The sequence below is a fragment of the Phenylobacterium immobile (ATCC 35973) genome (genome assembly GCF_001375595.1).
GTDB classification, from domain to species: Bacteria; Pseudomonadota; Alphaproteobacteria; order Caulobacterales; family Caulobacteraceae; genus Phenylobacterium; species Phenylobacterium immobile.
On record NZ_CVJQ01000006.1, the window covers coordinates 1 to 19248 of the forward strand.

Genomic DNA, 19248 nt, shown 5'->3' on the forward strand with positions numbered 1-19248 from the left:
TCTAGATCGACGCCGCGGTTGATTTCAGAGTCCTCCGATCTCGATGCTGTCTGTTTAACGCTAATTGTCTCCGATCGGATGGAACTAAGGCTTGCGCCACTCAGCCAGGGCGGCTGAGCGGCTGAGCGAACCGGAGATACCTGTCACCGCCGTTGGCGTGATAGGTGAAATCGACACTGCTGACGCGAACGACGAGAAAGCAGAGCCGTGAGCTTCAGGGCCGATCTGCCATTTCGGCCCTGCTCGAACACCTTTTGAATTGCGAGCACAAACAACGTACTCTAGCTTTCTTCACGGTGCCGGGCACGACGACCCAGTCCGATGCACCGCCTTCAGCGGGATGCGTTCGCGGCTCTTGTTGGTGAAAACGACGAGGGCGTTATCGGACATGGCGTTGCTCCGGTATTAGGTGAATACCAACACCGATATTCCGAAACACATTCGCTTGTTAATTGTATGTTCCGCGACATCCACGGCTGTTTATCGGGAATAACCTTTGGAGCGCCGGCCACTTTTGGCATTTGGCGCCTGTGCGCCGCCGGACTCCCGATTCCGATCCAGCGCTCGGGAGGCCTCAACCAACTGCGCCCAGCCGTGCGGGTTGGCGTTCTGCATCAGCCGCGCCCCAGCCTCCCAGCGGTTTAGCCTCAGCGTGGCGGCGGCCATCCGCTCCGGCACGCTCCAGCCCGCAGGCAGGGCGCGAGCGATCGGCCCCGAGAATCCCACCCAGACCACAACGCCAAAGACCGCGCCCACGGTAGTCATGATCGCGACCTGGCGCACTTGCTCGCGCCCGGTGCGCTGGCGCTCGGCAAGGCGTTCCAACTCGGCCGTCGCCGCGTCCACGCGCTGAAGGACGGCCCCCAACGCCTGGCCGCCTTGCTGCTGCGCCGCCTCGCGCGCTTGGCGCACCTGGGAAGCGAACGCCTCAGGCGTCAAGGTGAGGGCCGGATGGGCCTCGATCCCGGCCAGCGTGGCGGCGATCTTGCCGAGCGTCGGGGCGTAGTCCGGCCCGTCACAGCCTTGCTCCACGCTCGCCCTGAGCTCCGCCACCTCGGCGCGGAGCGCCTCGAACGCCGCCGCCGGATCGGCGCCTAAAGCCTCGTGATCCTCGTCCATAGGAACTCGCTACCGTCCGAGCCCTATGGAACGCCCAAGGGTCAGGGATCGAACCAAGGCGTCACCCATGCTGACGCCGGGCATGTCGCGGACCTTCCCAAGCCCCAACTCCAGCTTCTTGCCGCGAAGAATGGATTCCACCTGGGCATCGCGCCCAAGACCATCGGCCATCGCCTTCATGCGGCCCTCGATGGCCTTGCGGGCGGCGGCGGTCTGGTAGCCGACGCCAAGCTCGGCCCGCTTCGCCTGTAGCTCGCGCCAGTCCTCCACGAACCGCTCGGCGCGGGCGGCGGGGTCCAGGCGCACCGTCCGTTCCGTGGCCATGGCGCGCTGTACGGCCTTCATGCCCTCGGGCGTGGCGCCCTGGCGGGCCAGGCCGGGATTGCGCGACAGGGCGGAGCGCAGGTCCGCCGTCGCCTCGCGGGACACGCCCTCCAGGCCCTCGCGGGCCTTCTGCATCTCCACCCTTTGGTGGGGCATGATCGGCAAGCCCTGCTCGCCCATCCGCTCCGCGTCGGTCCATGCCGCCGTATAGCGGGTGACACCCCGCTGCAGGGCCGCGTCAGGCCCTGGCGCCGCCCGCTCGGCCGCCTCGGTAATCCCAGCGGCGGGTCCGCCGCCGCGACCAAGTTTCAGGCCGTCGAACATGCTCCGCTTGGGCGCGCGGCCGACGGGAGTCGGTCCCCGTTCGACGAGGATCTCCGACCGAACAAGGCCGCGCCGCTCGGCGAAGGCCTTCCCATAGTCGAGCGTCGTATCCTTCGCCCGCTCCCGGCCGAGCGTGCGGACCAGCTGGTCCCGATCCTTGAAATCGTCGGCCCCGTAGTGGACCGCCAACGTCTCCCGGTGCCGGCTCATCCCCACATAGGCGGCATGACGGTCCAGGCCGTCGCTGGCCAACAGGTGGCCGTGGTCCACGGTCACGCCCTGGCTCTTATGGATGGTGGACGCATAGCCGTGGTCGATCTGGGCGTAGTCCTTTAGGTCGAACCGGACTTCCCGCCGATCGGCGCCATCAAGGCGCACCGTAAGGGAGGGACCGTCGATCCGCTCCACGGTTCCCAGCGTGCCGTTCTTCACGCCCAGAGACCGCTCGTTGCGCAGGAACATGATCTGGTCACCGGCCGCGAACGTCCGTTCGCCGCGCTCGGTCTGGATCACGTGGTCCTCGCCCAATGCGCCGGCGTCACGCATCCGGCCGCGCGCGAGCTGGTTCAGCTCCGCCACGTCGGCGCGGGTATGGGCGAGCATCACCTGGCTGGCTTCCGGCTTGGCCTGGCGCGCAGCATCCCAGCCGTCCACGAGGGCGCTGCGGGCCGCCTCCCGGGTTTCGTGGCCCCTGACCATGCCGGCGGCCTCGTAACGGTCCAGGGCGGCCCCTGTGCGCCCCGTGGCCAGCTCCCGCGTCGCCTCTCGCTGCCAATCCTGGCGCTGGCGGCGGATCTCCGTGATCTCGGCCGCGCCATGCCGTTCGGTCAGCGCCCGGAACGCCGCGCCGGCCTCGATCGCCTGGAGCTGCTCGGCGTCGCCCACCAGCACCACCTTCGCGCCGGCCGCATCAGCCGCCGACAGTACTCGCTCCATCTGCCGCGAGCCGATCATGCCGGCCTCGTCGATCACCAGCACGTCGCGCGCGGTCAGCGCGTCCCGGCCCTGCGTCCACCCGTGCTCGAGGCTGGCGATCGTCCGCGAGGGAATACTCGAGCCCGCCTCCAGGCTCTCCGCCGCGATACCGGACAGCGCGGCGCCGCGCACCTGATAGCCCCCGGCTTCCCACGCCTCACGCGCCACCCCCAGCATGGCGCTCTTGCCGCTGCCGGCGTAGCCCACGACCATCGATAAATCCTGGCCGCCCGTGATATGCTCCAGGGCGTCGCGCTGCTCTCCCCCCAGACGCAAGCCGCGACGCTCGCCGGCGGCCAGCGCATCCCCTCTGGCCGCCGGCGACACACCATGGCCGCGCCGATCGGCGAGCTCACCGGCGGAGCGCTCCAGCCGCGCCTCCGTCTCCAGCATCTCGCGCGTGGTGTAGCGGTCCCGTCCCCGCCCGTCCTGGCCGAGGGCCACCAGCTCGGGCGAGGTCTTCACCGCGCTCAAGGCCTCGGTGAACTGGTCCGGATCATCCGTGTGACGGTGAACGAAGCGGGCCAGGTCGTGATCCGTGAACGTGCTCTGCTGCCGGGTGATGGCGTCCAGCGCCACGCCCGGCTCGGCGATGATCTTCTCGCCGTTGCGCCGGGCGATCTCGCGATGCTCCAGGGCTCGCTCCGCATCCTCTCCCCGCCCCTCCCGGCGCATCCCGGCCGGCCCGATCTTGTGCTGCGGCTCAAGCTCGATGCCCTGCGCCGCCAGCGACCGGTGATCCACCTGGGCGTCGATCCCCAGCTCCGCGAGCCGCTCGTTGACGTGGCCAGCCCAGCGCTCGCGCCAGTCGCTCAGAAGCTCGGCGCTATTCCACTCCCGGACCTTCTTCCCGAAGCCTTCGGGGCCGGCTCCGTCACGAGTGACCTCGCGCATCGACAGCATGACGTGGGCGTGCGGCTTGGCCAGGCCGTCCGGTCCCACGTCCCAGTGCACATTGAGGTCCGCGACCATCCCCCGATCGACGAACTCGGTCTGCACAAAATCCCGCGCCAGCTCCACGCCCTGCGCCTGGCTCATTTCTCGGGGAATAGCGAACTCGATCTCTCGGGCGAGCTGGGCGTCCTTGCGCTTCTCCAGCGCCTCGACCTCGTTCCACAGCGTCTCGCGGTCCTGCCAGCGCTCCGGCGAGCCCTCCGGCGCCAAGACCTCCGAATGCACAACGCCGGCCTTGTTGGTGAAGTCGTGGCCGCGTCCAAGCCGCTCGTCCTCTAGCCGCGACGCGGAGCGATAGGCCGCCGCCGCCACGGCGCTGGACCCGTTGGCGCGGCTGATCACCTTGGCGCTGAAATGGTAGATGGCCATCGTCGCCAACCTGCCTCAGCCGGGCGTCATTTTCAAGCATACGTCGGCACGACGTATAAGCGCGCACTCAAATCCTGACGGCTTTTTGTGATGGACTCTGCGTGCCGACAATGATTCACTTGGGCTGAAGGATTGAACCGTTGCGTAATCAGGAGCCCGGCCCATGCGCAAACCCCGAGATATTGACGCCGAGCTGAAGGCCCTAGCGAACAAAGCTAAAGGCCTCAAAGCCAGGCGAGTGTTGCAGCTTGGTGAGCTGGTCACGGTCACGGGGGCTGATGCGCTCGATCTGGAGACGTTGGCGGGGGCGCTGCTGGCGGCGCTGAACGCCGCAAAATCGGCCGAGCAAAAGGAGGCGTGGCGCTCCGAGGGCGCGGCCTTCTTTCAACGCCGGGGACGCAAGGGCCGCTCGGGCGTTGCAGCTCAGAAGTCAGGCGACGGGGGCGGCGCTGGGTCGAGCGGCGGCGGCAATCCGGCGCACTGATGCGGCGCGGGCCAGGACCGACACGAGGGAATGGGTGATGCAGCGCCGGGAGCGAACCCGCCACCTGATCGAGCTGGGAGGCCTTGTCCAAAAGGCCGGCCTGGTCGACCTCACCGACGACGACCGCGCCACGATCCTGGGCGGACTTCTGGAGCTGGCCGATAGGCTCCAGGGTGACGGCGGCGCGGCTGTGCGGGAGGTGTTCCGGCGGCGGGGTCTGCGCGCGTTCGAGGCCGAAACGGTCGCCGCCAAATGAGGGTCCTCCCGCGGCTCGTCGCCCTCATCGCCTATGTCGTCGGCGGCTACCTCATCGGCTTCATGGTCGGCCGCCTGCTGCTGATCCCGGTCGCCGCCGTGACGCATCTGGATAAGACCTTCGAGTCGCTCCTCCCGATTGCCGCCGGCGTCGTCGGGGCCGTCAGCGGCCTCGGATGGTTCAACGCCCGGTTCGCTCTTCCCGCCGCGCGCGGCGGCGTCCACGGCTCGGCCTATTTCGCCAGCGCCGAGGAAGTTCGCCGCAGCCTGGGCTCGGCCGCCGGCCTGATCGTCGGCCGCGAGAACCGGCGCGGCGGCCAGCTCCTCCGATATGCCGGCCAGGCGCACCTCCTGACCATCGCCCCAACCGGCTCGGGCAAGGGGGTGGGCGCCATCATCCCCAACCTCTTGACCGCCAATCGCTCGGTCCTCTGCATCGACCCGAAGGGCGAGAACGCCCGCATCACCGCGCGCGCCCGGGCGCGCTTCGGCCAGGTCCATGTGCTCGATCCCTTCGGCATCTCCGGCCAGCCCTCGGCCGCTTTCAATCCCCTCGCCGGCCTCGATCCCGACAGCCCAGACCTGGCGGAAGACGCCGCTTTGCTGGCCGACGCCTTGGTCCATGATCCTCCGGGCCAGGTCGGCGAGGCGCACTGGAACGAGGAGGCGAAGGCGCTGATCGGCGGCCTGATCCTCTATGTCGTGTGCAATGAAGGGCCGGAGGTCCGCACGCTCTCCACCGTGCGCGAGCTGCTGACCGCAAGTCCGCAAGAATTCCGGGTGATGCTGGAGATCATGCAGAAGACCACCAGCGCCGGCGGCCTGGTCCGCCGCGCCGCCAGTCGTCACCTCGGCAAGAGCGAACGCGAGGCGGCCGGCGTCCTCTCCTCCGCCCAGCGCCACACCCATTTTCTCGATAGCGTCCGGATCAACTGGACCATGGCCAGCTCGGATTTCCGCTTCGCCGATCTGAAGGACCAAGGCGACGGTCTTCCTGGTCCTGCCGCCAGAGCGCCTGGATGCCTATTCTCGCTGGCTGCGCCTGATGGTGGCCCAAGCCATCCACGACCTGGCCCGCACTCCTGCCCGGCCGGCGGCCCCGGTCCTATTCCTGCTCGATGAGTTCGCCGCCCTCGGCCGCCTCGAACCCGTCGAACGGGCCTTCGGCCTGATGGCCGGTTACGGCCTCCAGCTCTGGCCGATCCTCCAGGACATGCACCAGCTCTGGAGCACCTACGGCGAACGGGCCGGAACCTTCGTCTCCAACGCGGGCCTGGTGCAATCTTCAACGTCGCCGACGTGGAAACCGCGAGCTGGGTGTCGAAGCCGATCGGCGCCACCACCATGACCTATCAAACGACGGGAACCAGCACCTCGCGCGGCGGAATGCAGCTGTTCGAGACCAAATCCACCTCGACCACGGCCCACCTCTCGCGGCGCGAACTGATGACGCCGGACGAGATCATGCGGCTGGATTCCAGCTTGGAGATTCTTCTGCGCCAGGGCGCCGCCCCCGCCATCGCCGCGAAGGTCAGATATTACGATGGGCCGGAGTTCCGGGGCCTGTTCACCGCGGCGAGCGTTTAAACGGCGCGATGGCCTGTATAGGCGTATACACGCTAGGTCAGCCCCCGCCGGGAACGGGGTATTACCTCACCGTTCAGGCCTCCGCCTGACGGCGGATCGCTCCCCGCCACCGACATTCCCCTTCGCTGCCCGATTTACCGCTCCACGGCCCGGAATCGAGCCCTGGCGGCTTATCTGCCGGCGACGTCGGCCGGAATTTCTCACAACGCCTCCGCACGCTTTTCTCGAAAAGCCATGCGACGGCTGGACTGGGCTCCGATTTTGGAGGTTTTTGCCGGTCTTTCCCTTCGAATAGCTTGTCGGCCGACTAGGCCGACTCATTTTGATGGGGGATGCCGGGTGGGGAGGACCGCGAAGCGGGCCGGGGCAGCCGAAGGCCGCGAGCCGGCGGGGGCGAAAGTCCCCAAGAGGCGGCGCTTTCTTCTATTCCTCGGGCTTTACGGCCTTGCCGCCCAGGTTATCCACAGGCCGGCCTACCCCAAAACTCACCATTCCGGTTCAGATTCTAAAATTCTTCTTAGATTCAAGATTCAAGGGCCGTAACCCGCTGAACTGTAAAAGCGAATCAGGTCGAAAAGTGAGTGTTGGGGCCGAGTCGCGTGAGCTTTGGGGTAGCCTACGGTGAGTGTTGGGGTCGGTAAAAGTGAGTGTTGGGGCCGAGTCGCGTGAGCTTTGGGGTGGGTGCCTTCTCGACGGTGAGTTTTGGGGTAGCCGCTCCCCGATCAGCGGGGAGCTAGCGGATTTGCCCAACTCACAATTCGCCGTTAGGGTGATTGCGAATCTATCCCTACTCACCATTGGACGTGCCGATGTCGAAAGGTGCCGTAGTCGATCTCGCTATTCGGACCTTGGATCAGAAGGGGCGCGGCAACCCGTTCGATCCGGCCAACTACGGCGAGATCGTCAAGCCTGGCGAGCTGGTGGACATTGTCGAGCTTAGCCCCCTCACCCTCGCAGACCGCCGCATCTTCAACCTGCTGATCGCCAACGCCTGGGAGCGGATCGGCGAGCCCATCATCCATCGCATCTCGAAAACGGCCCTGAAGGGCACGCATCAGGGCAATGAGCGGGTGGAAAGCTCACTGCTGCGGCTGATGGGCACGATCGCTATCGTCACCATCCGCAAGGCCGGCAAGAGCTACAAGCGCCGCGTCCAGCTCCTCGGCCCGAGCGACGAGAGCCTGGAGAAGGACGGCTTCCTTCAATACCGCATCCCCGAGGAGCTGATCGAAATCCTGCGGAACAGCGAGGTCTATGCCCGCCTCAAGACGCAGGTGATGTATTGCTTCGAGTCGAAATACACCCTCTGCCTCTACGAGATGATCGAGCGCCGCATAGGCCTAGAATACAAGCAGACGGAGGAATTCACGGTTGAGGAGCTTCGCGCCCTCCTCAACGTGCCCGAAGGGAAGCTGGAGCGGTTCGCGGATTTCAACAAATACTGCCTAAAAGCCGCCAAGGACGAAATCAACAAGCTCTGCCCTTTCTTTGTTGACTTCACGCCCATCAAGAAGGGGCGAAAGGTCGAACGGGTGGCGCTGCATTGGTTCCCGAAAACCTCCACCGGCAAACGTGATGCGCAAATCCTGATCGATCAGCACAGCGTGGTCCGGCGCGCCAAGCTGCGAGGCGAATCCCTGGAAATGCCGGTCTTGGTGGATTTCGGCCAACCGGCCGACGAACGGTGAGCCCCTACCCCAAAACTCACCTTTTGGCCGTCGATCACCGAACCGTATAGGCGTATATTTGTATACGCTTATACCACTCCGCGACCGACGCGGTTGCGCCCCTTCTTGACGAATAGATCGTCCAGCGCCTCGGCCAACAGACGTTGAACCGTCGTCTCCTCCTCCGCCGCGAGGATGCGGAGTTGGGTGCTGATCTCGGGGGGGAAGTGACCGCCGATCAGCTTGGTCCCTTGCCGGCCCCCCTGCGTCCCCCTGGCGGGTGGGGCCTCGGCCGGCGACGCCGGCGCGGGTGCGGGCTCGCCGCCAACCTTGGCGCGGTCGAGAACGGCCTGAAGCGCATTGCCCTTTGCCATCACGCGACCTCCATGTGATCGTATAGCCGTATAGCTGTATACTCGTATAGCCGCCTGATCTCGTCCGCCGCAGGGCCATGCGGCTCGAACTCCTGCACCGCCTGGCCTGCGGCCTGGGCTCGGAAAAAGGCTTTGCGGTTGCCGACCGTCACCGGACAGACGGCCCCGCCCAGCTCCTCCACCGCCTTCATCGCGTCGCCCGTCTCCTGGCCCTGGGGCGGCACGAAGGTGAGCACCACGGCAAAGGCGCGGTCGAGCTGCCGCACGACCTCCAGCGTGTGCGTCATGCTCATGGTGTCGAACACGGCGGTCTTGGTCGGGATCAGGATGAAGTCGGCATGGCGCGCCGCCTCGAAGGTCACGTCGCGCGCCACGGCCGCGCCGTCGATCACCACCAGGTCGGTGCCGGCGTCCGCGCAGGCCTTCAGCATCGCCGGCAACCGCACGGGCTGGATCGAGGCGACGGCGGGCGTGTCGAGCTGGCGCACGTCCTTCCAGAAGGAAGCGGTTGCCTGCGGGTCGAGGTCGATGATCGCAACCTCTTTGCCGGCCTGCTCGGCCGCCACAGCCAGGCACGTCGCCAGTGTGGTCTTACCGACTCCGCCCTTCTGCGACAGGATGGCGAGAACCTTCATGCTACACTCCCTACGGGTATAGGACTATACGTGTATACACAGATGATGCGGAAGGGAAGGGCCTTCGCACGCGCTCACCCCTCGGGCTCGTCCTCATCAAGTGGCTCGTGGCGCATCGCCCCGTGACCTGGGATCGGGCAGAGCGGCGCCCCGGCCGTCTCCAGCCATTTGCGCGCGGTCCTGACGGTGTAGCCGCACGCCTGACATTCGCACTTAAGCATCCGCACCGCCTGCTTCCGGGGCGCGGTCGTCAGCCCGCCGGTGTCGAGGCGGGCGTGGGGGTGGGGACCCGCCGCTGCGAGGATGGGGGCGACCGCTGCCAGGAACGCGGCGCCGGGCGCGGTGGCGCGCATCGGCCCGACCAGCCCGAGCCCAAACGCGATGCGTTTAAACGGCTTCCCATGCCCCGCCTCGATGCCCACGGCGGCATGGACCAGCTCGTGCGCCAGGATCGCGGCGATCTGCGCCGGCATGGCGTCCGGCGCATGGGCCAGGTCCGGCCGGATGAAGATCTCAAAGTGCCCGTCCGCGCTGCGCCGGTTGTCCCAACATTCGCCGATGGCCCGGCTCCTGCGGCCGGCGCTGGTGAAGCCGATGGCCACCCGCACCCGGTCGGGCAGGGGCGCGCCCAGCGCCTCGAACAGCGGCGCGCCATACCCGCCGCCACCCCATTCAGCCAGCTTTCCCGGTTATCGTGGATCATCTCACTGTCTCCCTTCACATCGCCGCAGGGCGATGGCCTCGGCCATCGGCCCTGCCCTCGTGGCGAACAGCCGGGAGCGAGGGGGGCAGCGGGAATCGGCCGGGGTGGTGCGGACGCAGGCGCAGCCGAGCCACGGCCCGGCCTATTGCCGTTGCGGGGAGAGGGGGCGGCGCGCCCCTTTCCCCTTCTGACGGAGATCTTCGCCGGCGACGCCGGCGGCTTCATGCGGGCCCTGGCCCGCCCGCGCGAGCGATCGTCACCCGACAGGGACGAGACGCCAAAGGCGGCTCGGTCGGAGCGCAGCGGAGATAGAGCGCGGTCCCCTTGGGGACGCGCCCAAGGTCAGGCGCCGCACTTGATGCCTGTCGTACCCAGTACTACATGTATGCCATGACCGATGCTGAGGAAACCGCGCGGGCCTTCAAAACCGCCTGGTTCACCAAGGCGGCGCGCAAGGCACGCATCAAAGACGACGAACTTTGCGAAGCGATCGAGGAAGTCAGGAAGGGCCAGGCTGACGATCTTGGTGGCGGAGTATTCAAGAAGCGCCTGAACAAAAACATGCACCGGAGCATCATTCTCGCGAAGGGCGGTCGATATTGGATTTACCAATTCCTGTTCGCGAAAAAGGACCAAGCCAACATCGACTATGAGGACCTGGCCGACTTCAGAACCCTTGCAAAGAAATATGCCACGTTGAGCGAAAAACAGGTCGCTCAACTCCTAGAGGACAAAGACCTGACGGAGATATGTAATGGCGACGAAACGTAAGTTTAAAAGTGACATGTCCGAGGCGATTCACTCGTCTGCGGCAGCGCTTTATAAGGTCGGGGCGATCGACAAAACAACCATGGCGGACTTTGACGCCCGGCATTTGGTCCCCAGCGAAATAGCGCCCGCCGAAATCAAGCATCTCCGCGAAGCCAACAATGTCAGCCAGCGCGTGTTCGCCCGCTACCTCAACACGAGCGAAAGCACGGTCGAGAAGTGGGAATCGGGCGCCAAGCGGCCCAGCCCCCCACTGCGAAAGCTCCTGTCAGTCGTGCAAAAACACGGCCTGCAAGTCCTCATCTAGCGCCCCGCGCCAGCGTCGCCCTGAGGGTCTTGTCGCTAACCCCATAGGCCCGCGCGACCACACGCACCGGCTCGTCGCCGGCGAGCCGGGCGCGCGCCTCGGCGATCTGCTGGCCGTTCAGCTTTGGCGGCCGACCGAGATGGCGGCCGGCGGCCTTGGCCGCGACGATGCCCTGGCGCTGGCGCTCGCGGGTCCGCCGGCGCTCGTGCGCGGCCAGGCTGGCCAGGATGTCGGCGATCAGCCGGCCGTCGTTGGTGGTGATGTCAAGGGAAGGGGAGGGCGAGCACCCGTAGCACCACCCCGCGCCGGATCAGGTCGTCCATCAAGAGGACCGCCTCGCCCGTGCTGCGGCCCAGCCGGTCCAGCTCGGTAACCACCAGCTCGTCGCCGGCGTCCAGGCCGGCCAGAAGCCGATCGAGGCGATGGCGCGCCTTCACGCCGCTTTGGACCTCCTCCACGAGCTGGTCGCAGCCGGCCGCGGAAAGCTGTGACCGCTGGCGGGCGAGGCTCTGTTCCTCGCTGGAAACCCGGGCGTAGCCGTAGCGCATTTCTTCCATCACCTTTCGGCCCACATAAGTAGCTGATTTGGTTGGGGCAGGGGAGGGCGGAAGAAAGGTAGGGCTTTGAGGCACCCCTAAGTGCGCCCTGAGTCATCTCGCCGCAGCGATCAGGATACCTCCCCGCGGCGTCCGCGTCCGCCGCGGCGACATCACCCGCGTCCACTCCCTTCCGGCGACGAGCGCCTGGAGCTGCACCGCGGTCAGACGCATGACGCCGTCGATGATCTGCGGCCAGCGGAAGCCGCCTTGCTCCAGTCGCTTGGCGTAGAGCACCAGGCCCGACCCATCCCAGTACAGAAGCTTGATCCTGTCGCTTCGCCCGGAAGACGTAGACGACCCCCGAGTAGGGATCCGCGCCCCCCGCAGCCAGCCGAACACCTGCTGCGGCCTCAGATCATGCCGGCGTGGTCCCGGGCGCCAACGCCCCCAGCATGATCTCCGCCTTCGCGTCCGCCGACCACTTCCGACGTCCGCCAACGCCCGTGATCACCTCCAGCCGCCGCACCACAATCGGCCTAGGGTCGTGCGTATGGTCAAACGTAGACATGTGCGGATCTCGTCCCTCGTCGAGATCGCCATTCTCACCGCTTCGCTTCAGACCCGGTAGGTGCGCCTCACGGCGCCGCTTACGGAAGGCGCACGGCTTGCGGCCCCATCGCACGCGCGCCTTCAAACTCTGCAACGACCCGAAGTTCCGAAGTTCGCCGAGAAGGGGTGACTACACGAAAGTGACGTATCTGCACGCTAAGGGCGAACAAATCCGGTACGATGCCAGCAGATGCTATTCGCAGGCTTTCCTGCCCCTTTTATGTGGTGCCGCCCTACGGGCGCCGATATGGGAGGGCGGCAATCCGATTGACCAACGATCGAGGTAGAACCCTGCTCGCCAAATATGTGAGCTGGTTGCCCATCCCCGGTATGGCGAAGGATTGCCGATAAACCAGAGCGTGGACTGCATGGGCCGCGCACCGGTCAACGTCCATCAAACCCAACCTCCCCCACTTCAAATCGCTGAGGGCAGCCATGTCTGTGTCGATTCCACCGGGTGCAAAAGATCCAACACTCACTCCCGTCCCGGCAAGCTCCACGGAAAGCGCTCGCATGAGGGTGCTCACATAGGCTTTCGACGCGCCGTAGACCGCTTGGAAGGGCACGGATGTTTCGCCCGCCAGGCTCGACACGGCGATTACTGAGGATTCAAACGGCTGCTCCCTGAAAATCGCAATCAGGCGAGCCAGCAAATCCGTGAAACCGAGTATGTTTGTTTCAATTACCTCGGCATAAGTGTCGGCACGGCCTGCATCAAATGAACCAACGCTCGTCATTCCGGCAACCAACAAAGCGGCTGTTACTTGCAATTCTGCAACCTTAGCCGCGATTTTCTCCCTGCCCTCGATTTCACGTTGATCAGCCACTATAATCTCGCACGGCACATTGAACCGCTCGTCAATTTCGGTCTGTAGCTCCCGCAAGTTGTCGAGCCTTCGTCCAACAATCAGGGGCTTGGCCTGGTACGATGCCGCCAAGCGGAGGGCGGACGCTCTGCCCAAACCGGTCGAAGCCCCTGTGACCAGCACCCACGAGTTCTTGATCGCCAGCGGTTTCACGCGTTTTCCAGAGCCTTGTATAGGGCGGTTTTGCCGATCTTGAGCCGGGCCGCCGCCTCACGAACAGTGAGGCCCGCTGCGATATGCGCCCGCGCTTTACGTAGTTTGTCGGGGGTAACGACAGGCCGGCGACCACCCTTGTTGCCCCGCTCGCGTGCGGCCTTGAGGCCGGCATGAGTGCGTTCACGGATCAGGTCACGCTCGAATTGGGCCAGCGAGCCGAAGATGTTGAACACCAGCATGCCGCCCGAAGTGGTGGTGTCGATATTCTCGGTGAGTGAGCGGAACCCGATGCCGCGCGCCGCAAGCTCGCCGACCTTCTCGATCAGGTGGCTCATCGAGCGGCCGAGGCGGTCGAGTTTCCAGACCACCAGCGTGTCGCCGGGGCGCAAATAGGCGAGCGCTTCGGTTAGGCCAGGCCGATCGGCTTTTGCCCCGGATGCGTGATCGTCGAATATACGGTCGCACCCGGCAGTGTTCAGCGCGTCAAGCTGGAGCGACAGCTTCTGGTCTGCGGTCGAGACGCGCGCATAGCCGATCAGCGCCACATGATGCCCGATCCTGTCCGTTTTCCCGTCATTATGCGATCTTGTCCGAATCGCCGTTACAGGTCCAGAGTTAACGGACATATTCCTGTTGGCCGCCAGAGGACCGTCTGACGGACACGCAAAGCGAAGGAGATGATGCTTGGCGAGACGGCGACTGGTGAGCCTGGAAATCTGGGCGAGGCATTATGGCGCGCCGCTCGATGAGCGCGAGATCGCGCGTCATTATACGCTGACCAGCGACGACCTGGAAATTGTCGGCCGCCGTCGCGGCGATGCCACCCGGCTCGGCTATGCGATGCTCATGCTATATATGAGATGGCCTGGCCGTGCGCTGGAAGCGGGCGAAGTCCCGCCCGCTCCTGTGCTCGCCTATGTGGCGCAGCAACTCGGCGTCGCGCCGGCAGCCTTCGCGGATTATGCCCATCGGGACCAGACCCGTCGCGAGCATCTCGTCGAAATCCGACGATCGCACGGGTTCAGGATTTTTGACCGCAACGCTTTCCGTGAAGTTGTCGCCTTCTCGGTCCCAATCGCGCAGACCATCATACACCCCGGCCAGATGGCAGACGTCATCGTCGATGAACTCCGGCGCCTGCAGATCCTCCTGCCTTCTCCGTCGATTCTCGAAGCGGTGCTGCGGCGGGCGCGCCAGCAAGCCGAACAGCTTACCTATGAAGTGCTCACGAATGGCCTGCTGCCTGACACCCTTCAGGGCCTGGACGATTTGCTGGCCCGACGACCGGGGCAGGTCGCGACATGGCTATCCTGGATGCGCAATGCGCCACAATCGCCGGCAGCGCGCAACATCCTGCGCCTGATCGAACGGCTCGCCTATATCCGCGCGCTGGGCCTCGATCGCGCCCGTGCCGACATGATCCCGGCTTTGACTTTTGACAGGCTGGCGGACGAAGGCAGCCGCATCACACCCCAGCACCTTGGCGAACTCAATGCCCTGCGCCGCCATGCGACGCTGGCGGCAACCGGCATCCGGCTTGAGGAAAGCCTGACCGACGCCACCCTGACGATGTTCGACAAGCTGTTGGGCAGCATGGCGCGCCGCGCCGAGAACCGGACCCGCGACAAAGCCCTCAAGACGGTGCGCGAGTTGCAAGGCCACCTCCGGACGCTCACGGGGTCTTGCCGCCTCCTCATCGACGCGCGCAGCAAGGGCGTGGATTCTCTGGCGCAGATCGAGGCGCTGGACTGGCAGCACTTCGCCGTGGCCGTCGAGCAGGCCGAAGTGCTCGGGCGACCGGAAACCGTCGATCGCACCGCCGAATTGATCGAGCGGCATCGGACGGTGAAGCTCTTTGTCGGCGCTTTTCTCAACGCCTTCGAGTTTCGCGGCGCCGGCGCGGTTCAGGGGCTCCTGTCAGCGCTGGCCATCATCGCGGAGCTATATCGGACCGGCAAACGGCGCTTGCCTGATCGCGTGCCGCTACGCTTTGTGCCGCCCGCATGGCGCCCGTTCGTCCTGCGGGATGGCATCGTTGATCGTGCCGCTTATGAACTATGCGCCTTGTCGCAACTACGCGAGCGGTTGCGAGCCGGGGATATATGGGTCGCGGGAAGCCGGCAGTTTCGCGATTTCGACAGCTATCTCATACCGCCGGCGACCTTTGCGGCGCTGCGCGAGAAGGGGCCGTTGCCGCTCGCCATCGAAACGGATTTCGAGCGCCATATCGAGGAACGGCGCACCAGGCTCGACACGGCGATCGAGCAGGTAACGGTCCTTGCACGGCAAGGGGAGCTGCCCCAGGTTAAGCTTGACGAAAACGGTCTCATCATCTCGCCGCTGAAGGCGGCAACACCGCCCGCCACCGAGATTGCCCGTCGCGCCGCCTATGATCGACTGCCGCGCGTGAAGATCACCGATCTTCTGCTGGAGGTCGATGCCTGGACCGGGTTCAGCGAATGCTTCATCCATCGTCGTTCGGGCCGGGAAGCCGACGATCGCAATGCGCTGCTCACGGTCATCCTCGCCGATGGCATCAATCTCGGCCTCACACGCATGGCGGAAACCTGCCGGGGCGCAAGTCTGCGTCAGCTCGCCCATCTTCACGACTGGCACATCAGCGAAGCCGCCTATGGCGAAGCGTTGGGAAGGCTGATCGACGCCCATCGCGCCATGCCGCTCGCCGCGCTGTGGGGAGACGGCACCACTTCGTCGAGCGACGGACAGCAATTTCATGCCGGGGGCCGTGGGGCCGCGATCGGCGACATCAACGCGCGCAGCGGCAACGAACCAGGCGTTGCCTTCTACACCCATGTCTCGGATCGATATGACCCCTTCGCAAGTCGGGTGATCGCGGCGACCGCTGGCGAAGCGCCCTATGTGCTGGATGGCTTGCTGTATCACCAGACCGGCCTGACGATCGAGGAGCACTACACCGATACGGGCGGGGCATCGGACCATGTGTTCGGCCTCATGCCCTTCTTCGGCTACCGCTTCGCGCCGCGCCTGCGCGACATCAAGGAGCGTCGTTTACACCTCCTTCCCGGCCAAGAATCCGGCCCCTTGCTTGCCGGCATGACGGCCGAACCGATCGCATTGGGTCATGTCGCGGCGCATTGGGACGAACTGCTGCGGTTCGCCACGTCGATCCGCACCGGCACCGTCACTGCTTCGGCAATGCTGCGCCGCTTGTCCGCCTATCCGCGACAGAACGGACTGGCCCTCGCACTACGCGAGCTGGGCCGCCTCGAACGCTCCATTTTCATGCTCGACTGGCTGCGCGACATCGACCTGCGCCGGCGCACCCAGGCGGGCCTCAACAAAGGCGAAGCCCGCAACGCGCTCGCCCGCGCGCTCTTCTTCAACCAGCTCGGCGAACTGCGCGATCGTCGGTTCGAGAACCAGACCTATCGCGCCTCCGGCCTCAACCTGCTCGTCGCCGCCATCATCTTGTGGAACACTCGCTATCTCGAAATGGCGCTGGCGGACATCGGCACAGCCGACGAAATCGCACGCCACATCGCGCCATTGGGCTGGGAGCATATCTCGCTGACCGGTGACTATAGCTGGAATGTTGAAGATCAACCCGATCCGGACGCCTTGCGACCGCTGCGCGCCGTCAACTCCCTACTTGCCGCGTGACGTTCGCTATCCGTTCGCCCTTTCCGTGCAGATACGTCACTTTCGTGTAGTCACCCCTACAAGGACTTTTACCACGAGCAACTGGACAAGAGCCAATGGGGCCTGGTTAAGGCCGGCAAGGTGGGCAGCTATCGCGGCTTCGTCTTTGCGACCATGGATCCGGAAGCGCCGGACCTGGAAGAATACCTCGGTGAAGTCGGCCGCATGGCCATCGACATCATGGCTGAGAAAGGCGACCTCGAGGTCGTCGGCGGCATCCAGAAAAACCTGATCGGCTGCAACTGGAAGCTGGCGGTCGACAACCTGTTCGACTTCTATCACCCGCAGATCAGCCACGCCTCGGCGGCCATGTCCGGCTTCCGACGGCAGATCGAGAACCTGACGCCGGAAGAACTGGAAAAGGCTCGCAAGGCCGGCGTCGTCACCGGCGTCGCCCGTCCGCACCACCGGGTGGTCTTCGGCGCTTACGGTCACGCGATCGGCGGCCCGCGCCTGACACAGGAAATTCGCGACGTCCGTCGCGAACTGGACGGTAAGCTGTCCCAGCTTGAAGTTGAGAAGTTCCGCGACAAGCCGGAAGCCGCAGCCCAGCTCGGCGAGATTGGCATCGATGTCACCGGCCACCCGAATATCTTCCCGAACATGTGGCTGACGAACGGCAACCAGGTTTCTCTGCGTTTGCCGCGTGGCCCTAGCAGCTGCGAGATCTGGTGGTTCACCTTCGTCCCGAAAGAAGCGACGCCTGAAGTCCGCGCTGACCTCGTTGATCGCGCGATCCACGTTTTCGGCGCCGCGGGCCTGCTCGAACAGGACGACGGCGAGAACTGGGATCAATCGACCCGGGCCATGAAGGGCCCGATCGCGCGCCGCTATCCTCTGCACTTCGGCATGAACGTTGGTGGCGGCGAGGTGAAGAATCAGGGTGGCGTGAGCTTTGTTGACACAAACATCAACGAGCACGCGCAGCTTTGGACCTATCAAGCGTGGTCGGAATGGATGGACGCCGACAGCTGGGCGGCGCTTCGTAAGGACCATACGCGTCCGCCTGAAGCCGCCTCGGCGCGCTGATACCGCAACCTGGGGCCCGCCAGCGCGGGTCCCAGGATTGCTTTAGCAAGCAATCTTTACTTACCTCCACCTTGTGTTAGCTTCATCACACAAGGTGAGGCCCGCATCTGTGAGCAGGCGCCTCCCACGTTTGGAGGACAACAATGCTTTACGACACACAGGGCCCATTCCGCACCATGGTCGACGAGAACACCGGCCAGGTGGATCGGTCGATCTTCGCCGACCAAGCGATCTACGAGGTGGAGCTGGAGCGCATTTTCGCCCGCGCGTGGAACTTCATGTGCCACGAGACGCAGATCCCGAAAGCCGGCGACTTCTTCCTGAGCTTCATTGGCGAAGAGAGCGTCATCGCCACGCGTGACAAGAAGGGCGAGCTGCAGGTCCTGCTGAACAGCTGCCGCCACCGCGGCAACGCGGTGTGCCGCGCGGAAGAGGGCAATGCCCGCTCGTTCCTCTGCACCTATCACGGCTGGACCTATGGCCTCGACGGCAGCCTGATCGGCGTGCCCGGCTACAAAGACTTCTACCACGAGCAACTGGACAAGTCGCAGTGGGGCTTGGTGAAGGCCGGCAAGGTCGCCAGCTACAAGGGCTTCGTCTTTGCGACCATGGATCCCGAAGCCCCGGACCTGGAGGAATACCTCGGTCCCGTCGGCCGAATGGGCATGGACCTGCTGGCTGAAAAGGGCAACCTTGAACTGGTCGGCGGCGTCCAGAAGAACCTGATCGGCTGCAACTGGAAGCTCGCCGTTGACAACCTCTTCGATTGGTATCATTCGCAGATCAGTCACGCCTCGGCCTTCATATCCGGCTTCCGGCCGCAGCTCGAGAAGCTGTCGCCTGAGGACCAGGAGCTGGCCCGGATCGCCGACATCGGTGCCGGCGGCGCGCGGACACTGCAACGCGCGGTCCTGGGGGCCTATGGCCACGCCATTGGCGGCCCGCGTCTGACGAAGATCGAACGTGAAGCCCGCGCCAAGCTTGGCGACAAGGTCGAGATCCTCCTCTACGACGACCGCTTCCGCGAATTGCCCAAGGCCCAGGAAGTCCTGGGTGAAGTCGGCATCGACACCGCCGGCCACCCGAACATCTTCCCGAACCTATGGATGACGGGCTGCCAGCTGGCGCTGCGGCTGCCCCGTGGTCCCAGCACCTGCGAAATCTGGTGGTTCACCTTCGTGCCGAAGGAAGTCTCGGAGGAGCGCCGCAAGGTCATCATCCACGACGCGAACCATCTATTCGGCCCGGCCGGCCTGCTCGAGCAGGACGATGGCGAGAATTGGGATCAGTCGACCCGCGCCATGCGCGGCGTGATCGCCCAGCGCTATCCGCTGAACTTCCAGATGGGCATGGGCCAAACCCCGGTGACGGTGAACGAGGGCGTGTCCTACATCGACACCTCGATCAACGAGCATCCCCAGCTGTGGACCTACCGCGCTTGGGCGGAGTGGATGGACGCCGATAGCTGGGCTCAGCTGAAGCAGACCCACTCCGCCCCGCCGAAAGCCGGCGACCTCATCTAG

General features: G+C 65.1%; 19 protein-coding genes and 1 pseudogene. 10 read left to right on the forward strand and 10 right to left on the reverse strand.

Annotated elements, in window-relative coordinates; translation table 11 throughout:
- Positions 1 to 480: 480 nt before the first annotated feature.
- Together BN1313_RS16150 and traA are read right to left on the reverse strand one after the other, a co-directional pair.
- On the reverse strand, positions 481 to 1119 hold the full coding sequence (locus BN1313_RS16150; protein WP_091743335.1) for a DUF6118 family protein: 639 nt from the start codon (positions 1117 to 1119) through the stop codon (positions 481 to 483).
- A gap of 9 nt (positions 1120 to 1128) precedes the next feature.
- Complete coding sequence (traA, locus tag BN1313_RS16155) at positions 1129 to 4065, reverse strand: Ti-type conjugative transfer relaxase TraA (protein WP_091743336.1); 2937 nt, start codon at positions 4063 to 4065, stop codon at positions 1129 to 1131.
- Positions 4066 to 4228: 163 nt separating this feature from the next.
- Here traA and traD point away from each other — a divergent pair, with 163 nt between their 5' ends.
- The 5 genes and pseudogenes from traD to BN1313_RS16175 all read left to right on the forward strand — a co-directional run bounded on the left by traD (position 4229) and on the right by BN1313_RS16175 (position 8079).
- Complete coding sequence (gene traD, locus BN1313_RS16160) at positions 4229 to 4549, forward strand: conjugal transfer protein TraD (RefSeq protein ID WP_091743337.1); 321 nt, start codon at positions 4229 to 4231, stop codon at positions 4547 to 4549.
- A 37-nt stretch (positions 4550 to 4586) separates the two neighbouring features.
- Positions 4587 to 4805 (forward strand): conjugal transfer protein TraD, encoded by a 219-nt coding sequence (locus BN1313_RS16165; RefSeq protein WP_091743338.1) that lies wholly within the window; start codon positions 4587 to 4589, stop codon positions 4803 to 4805.
- Between the two features lie 62 nt (positions 4806 to 4867).
- Positions 4868 to 6152, forward strand: a pseudogene (locus BN1313_RS16170) (type IV secretory system conjugative DNA transfer family protein).
- Positions 6086 to 6391: a type IV secretory system conjugative DNA transfer family protein gene (locus BN1313_RS17020; RefSeq protein WP_281176490.1), complete on the forward strand. Its 306-nt coding sequence runs from the start codon at positions 6086 to 6088 to the stop codon at positions 6389 to 6391. Before BN1313_RS16170 ends, BN1313_RS17020 begins: the two are co-directional and overlap by 67 nt.
- Positions 6392 to 7164: 773 nt before the next feature.
- Positions 7165 to 8079 carry a replication initiation protein gene (locus BN1313_RS16175; protein ID WP_218054415.1) on the forward strand — a complete coding sequence of 305 codons (915 nt, stop codon included), beginning with the start codon at positions 7165 to 7167 and terminating at the stop codon, positions 8077 to 8079.
- Positions 8080 to 8147: 68 nt separating this feature from the next.
- Here the strand turns inward: BN1313_RS16175 and BN1313_RS16180 are convergent, their stop codons facing one another.
- From BN1313_RS16180 to BN1313_RS16190, 3 genes are all read right to left on the reverse strand, one after another.
- Complete coding sequence (locus BN1313_RS16180; RefSeq protein WP_091743340.1) at positions 8148 to 8432, reverse strand: ribbon-helix-helix domain-containing protein; 285 nt, start codon at positions 8430 to 8432, stop codon at positions 8148 to 8150.
- Positions 8432 to 9067: a ParA family protein gene (locus tag BN1313_RS16185; protein WP_091743341.1), complete on the reverse strand. Its 636-nt coding sequence runs from the start codon at positions 9065 to 9067 to the stop codon at positions 8432 to 8434. Before BN1313_RS16185 ends, BN1313_RS16180 begins: the two co-directional genes overlap by 1 nt.
- A gap of 74 nt (positions 9068 to 9141) precedes the next feature.
- Complete coding sequence (locus BN1313_RS16190) at positions 9142 to 9669, reverse strand: SprT-like domain-containing protein (protein ID WP_218054416.1); 528 nt, start codon at positions 9667 to 9669, stop codon at positions 9142 to 9144.
- A gap of 491 nt (positions 9670 to 10160) precedes the next feature.
- On the opposite strand from BN1313_RS16190, the gene BN1313_RS16195 reads away from it, so the two are divergent.
- Together BN1313_RS16195 and BN1313_RS16200 are read left to right on the forward strand one after the other, a co-directional pair.
- Positions 10161 to 10541, forward strand: coding sequence for a type II toxin-antitoxin system RelE/ParE family toxin (locus tag BN1313_RS16195; protein ID WP_091743345.1), 381 nt, complete (start codon positions 10161 to 10163; stop codon positions 10539 to 10541).
- Positions 10525 to 10845 (forward strand): helix-turn-helix domain-containing protein, encoded by a 321-nt coding sequence (locus tag BN1313_RS16200; RefSeq protein WP_091743342.1) that lies wholly within the window; start codon positions 10525 to 10527, stop codon positions 10843 to 10845. Before BN1313_RS16195 ends, BN1313_RS16200 begins: the two co-directional genes overlap by 17 nt.
- On the opposite strand, the gene BN1313_RS17155 is transcribed toward BN1313_RS16200, so the two are convergent.
- From BN1313_RS17155 to BN1313_RS16225, 5 genes are all read right to left on the reverse strand, one after another.
- Entirely contained in the window at positions 10838 to 11107 is a 270-nt protein-coding gene (locus BN1313_RS17155; RefSeq protein WP_091743346.1) for a helix-turn-helix domain-containing protein, read from the reverse strand. The two genes, BN1313_RS16200 and BN1313_RS17155, sit on opposite strands and share 8 nt — an antisense overlap.
- A 1-nt stretch (position 11108) precedes the next feature.
- Positions 11109 to 11402, reverse strand: a complete 294-nt coding sequence (locus BN1313_RS16210; RefSeq protein ID WP_091743343.1) for a recombinase family protein — start codon at positions 11400 to 11402, stop codon at positions 11109 to 11111.
- A 93-nt stretch (positions 11403 to 11495) separates the two neighbouring features.
- Entirely contained in the window at positions 11496 to 11783 is a 288-nt protein-coding gene (gene tnpB, locus BN1313_RS17025) for an IS66 family insertion sequence element accessory protein TnpB (RefSeq protein ID WP_176696074.1), read from the reverse strand.
- A 443-nt stretch (positions 11784 to 12226) separates the two neighbouring features.
- Positions 12227 to 13012 (reverse strand): SDR family NAD(P)-dependent oxidoreductase, encoded by a 786-nt coding sequence (locus tag BN1313_RS16220; protein WP_004213209.1) that lies wholly within the window; start codon positions 13010 to 13012, stop codon positions 12227 to 12229.
- On the reverse strand, positions 13009 to 13560 hold the full coding sequence (locus BN1313_RS16225; protein WP_004213210.1) for a recombinase family protein: 552 nt from the start codon (positions 13558 to 13560) through the stop codon (positions 13009 to 13011). The genes BN1313_RS16220 and BN1313_RS16225 overlap by 4 nt, the downstream gene beginning before the upstream one ends.
- Before the next feature lie 139 nt (positions 13561 to 13699).
- Here BN1313_RS16225 and BN1313_RS16230 point away from each other — a divergent pair, with 139 nt between their 5' ends.
- The 3 genes from BN1313_RS16230 to BN1313_RS16240 all read left to right on the forward strand — a co-directional run bounded on the left by BN1313_RS16230 (position 13700) and on the right by BN1313_RS16240 (position 19248).
- Positions 13700 to 16657: a Tn3 family transposase gene (locus BN1313_RS16230; RefSeq protein ID WP_031286087.1), complete on the forward strand. Its 2958-nt coding sequence runs from the start codon at positions 13700 to 13702 to the stop codon at positions 16655 to 16657.
- Positions 16658 to 16777: 120 nt separating this feature from the next.
- Positions 16778 to 17725, forward strand: a complete 948-nt coding sequence (locus BN1313_RS16235) for an SRPBCC family protein (RefSeq protein ID WP_091738546.1) — start codon at positions 16778 to 16780, stop codon at positions 17723 to 17725.
- 143 nt (positions 17726 to 17868) lie between these two features.
- On the forward strand, positions 17869 to 19248 hold the full coding sequence (locus tag BN1313_RS16240) for an aromatic ring-hydroxylating oxygenase subunit alpha (RefSeq protein WP_091743344.1): 1380 nt from the start codon (positions 17869 to 17871) through the stop codon (positions 19246 to 19248).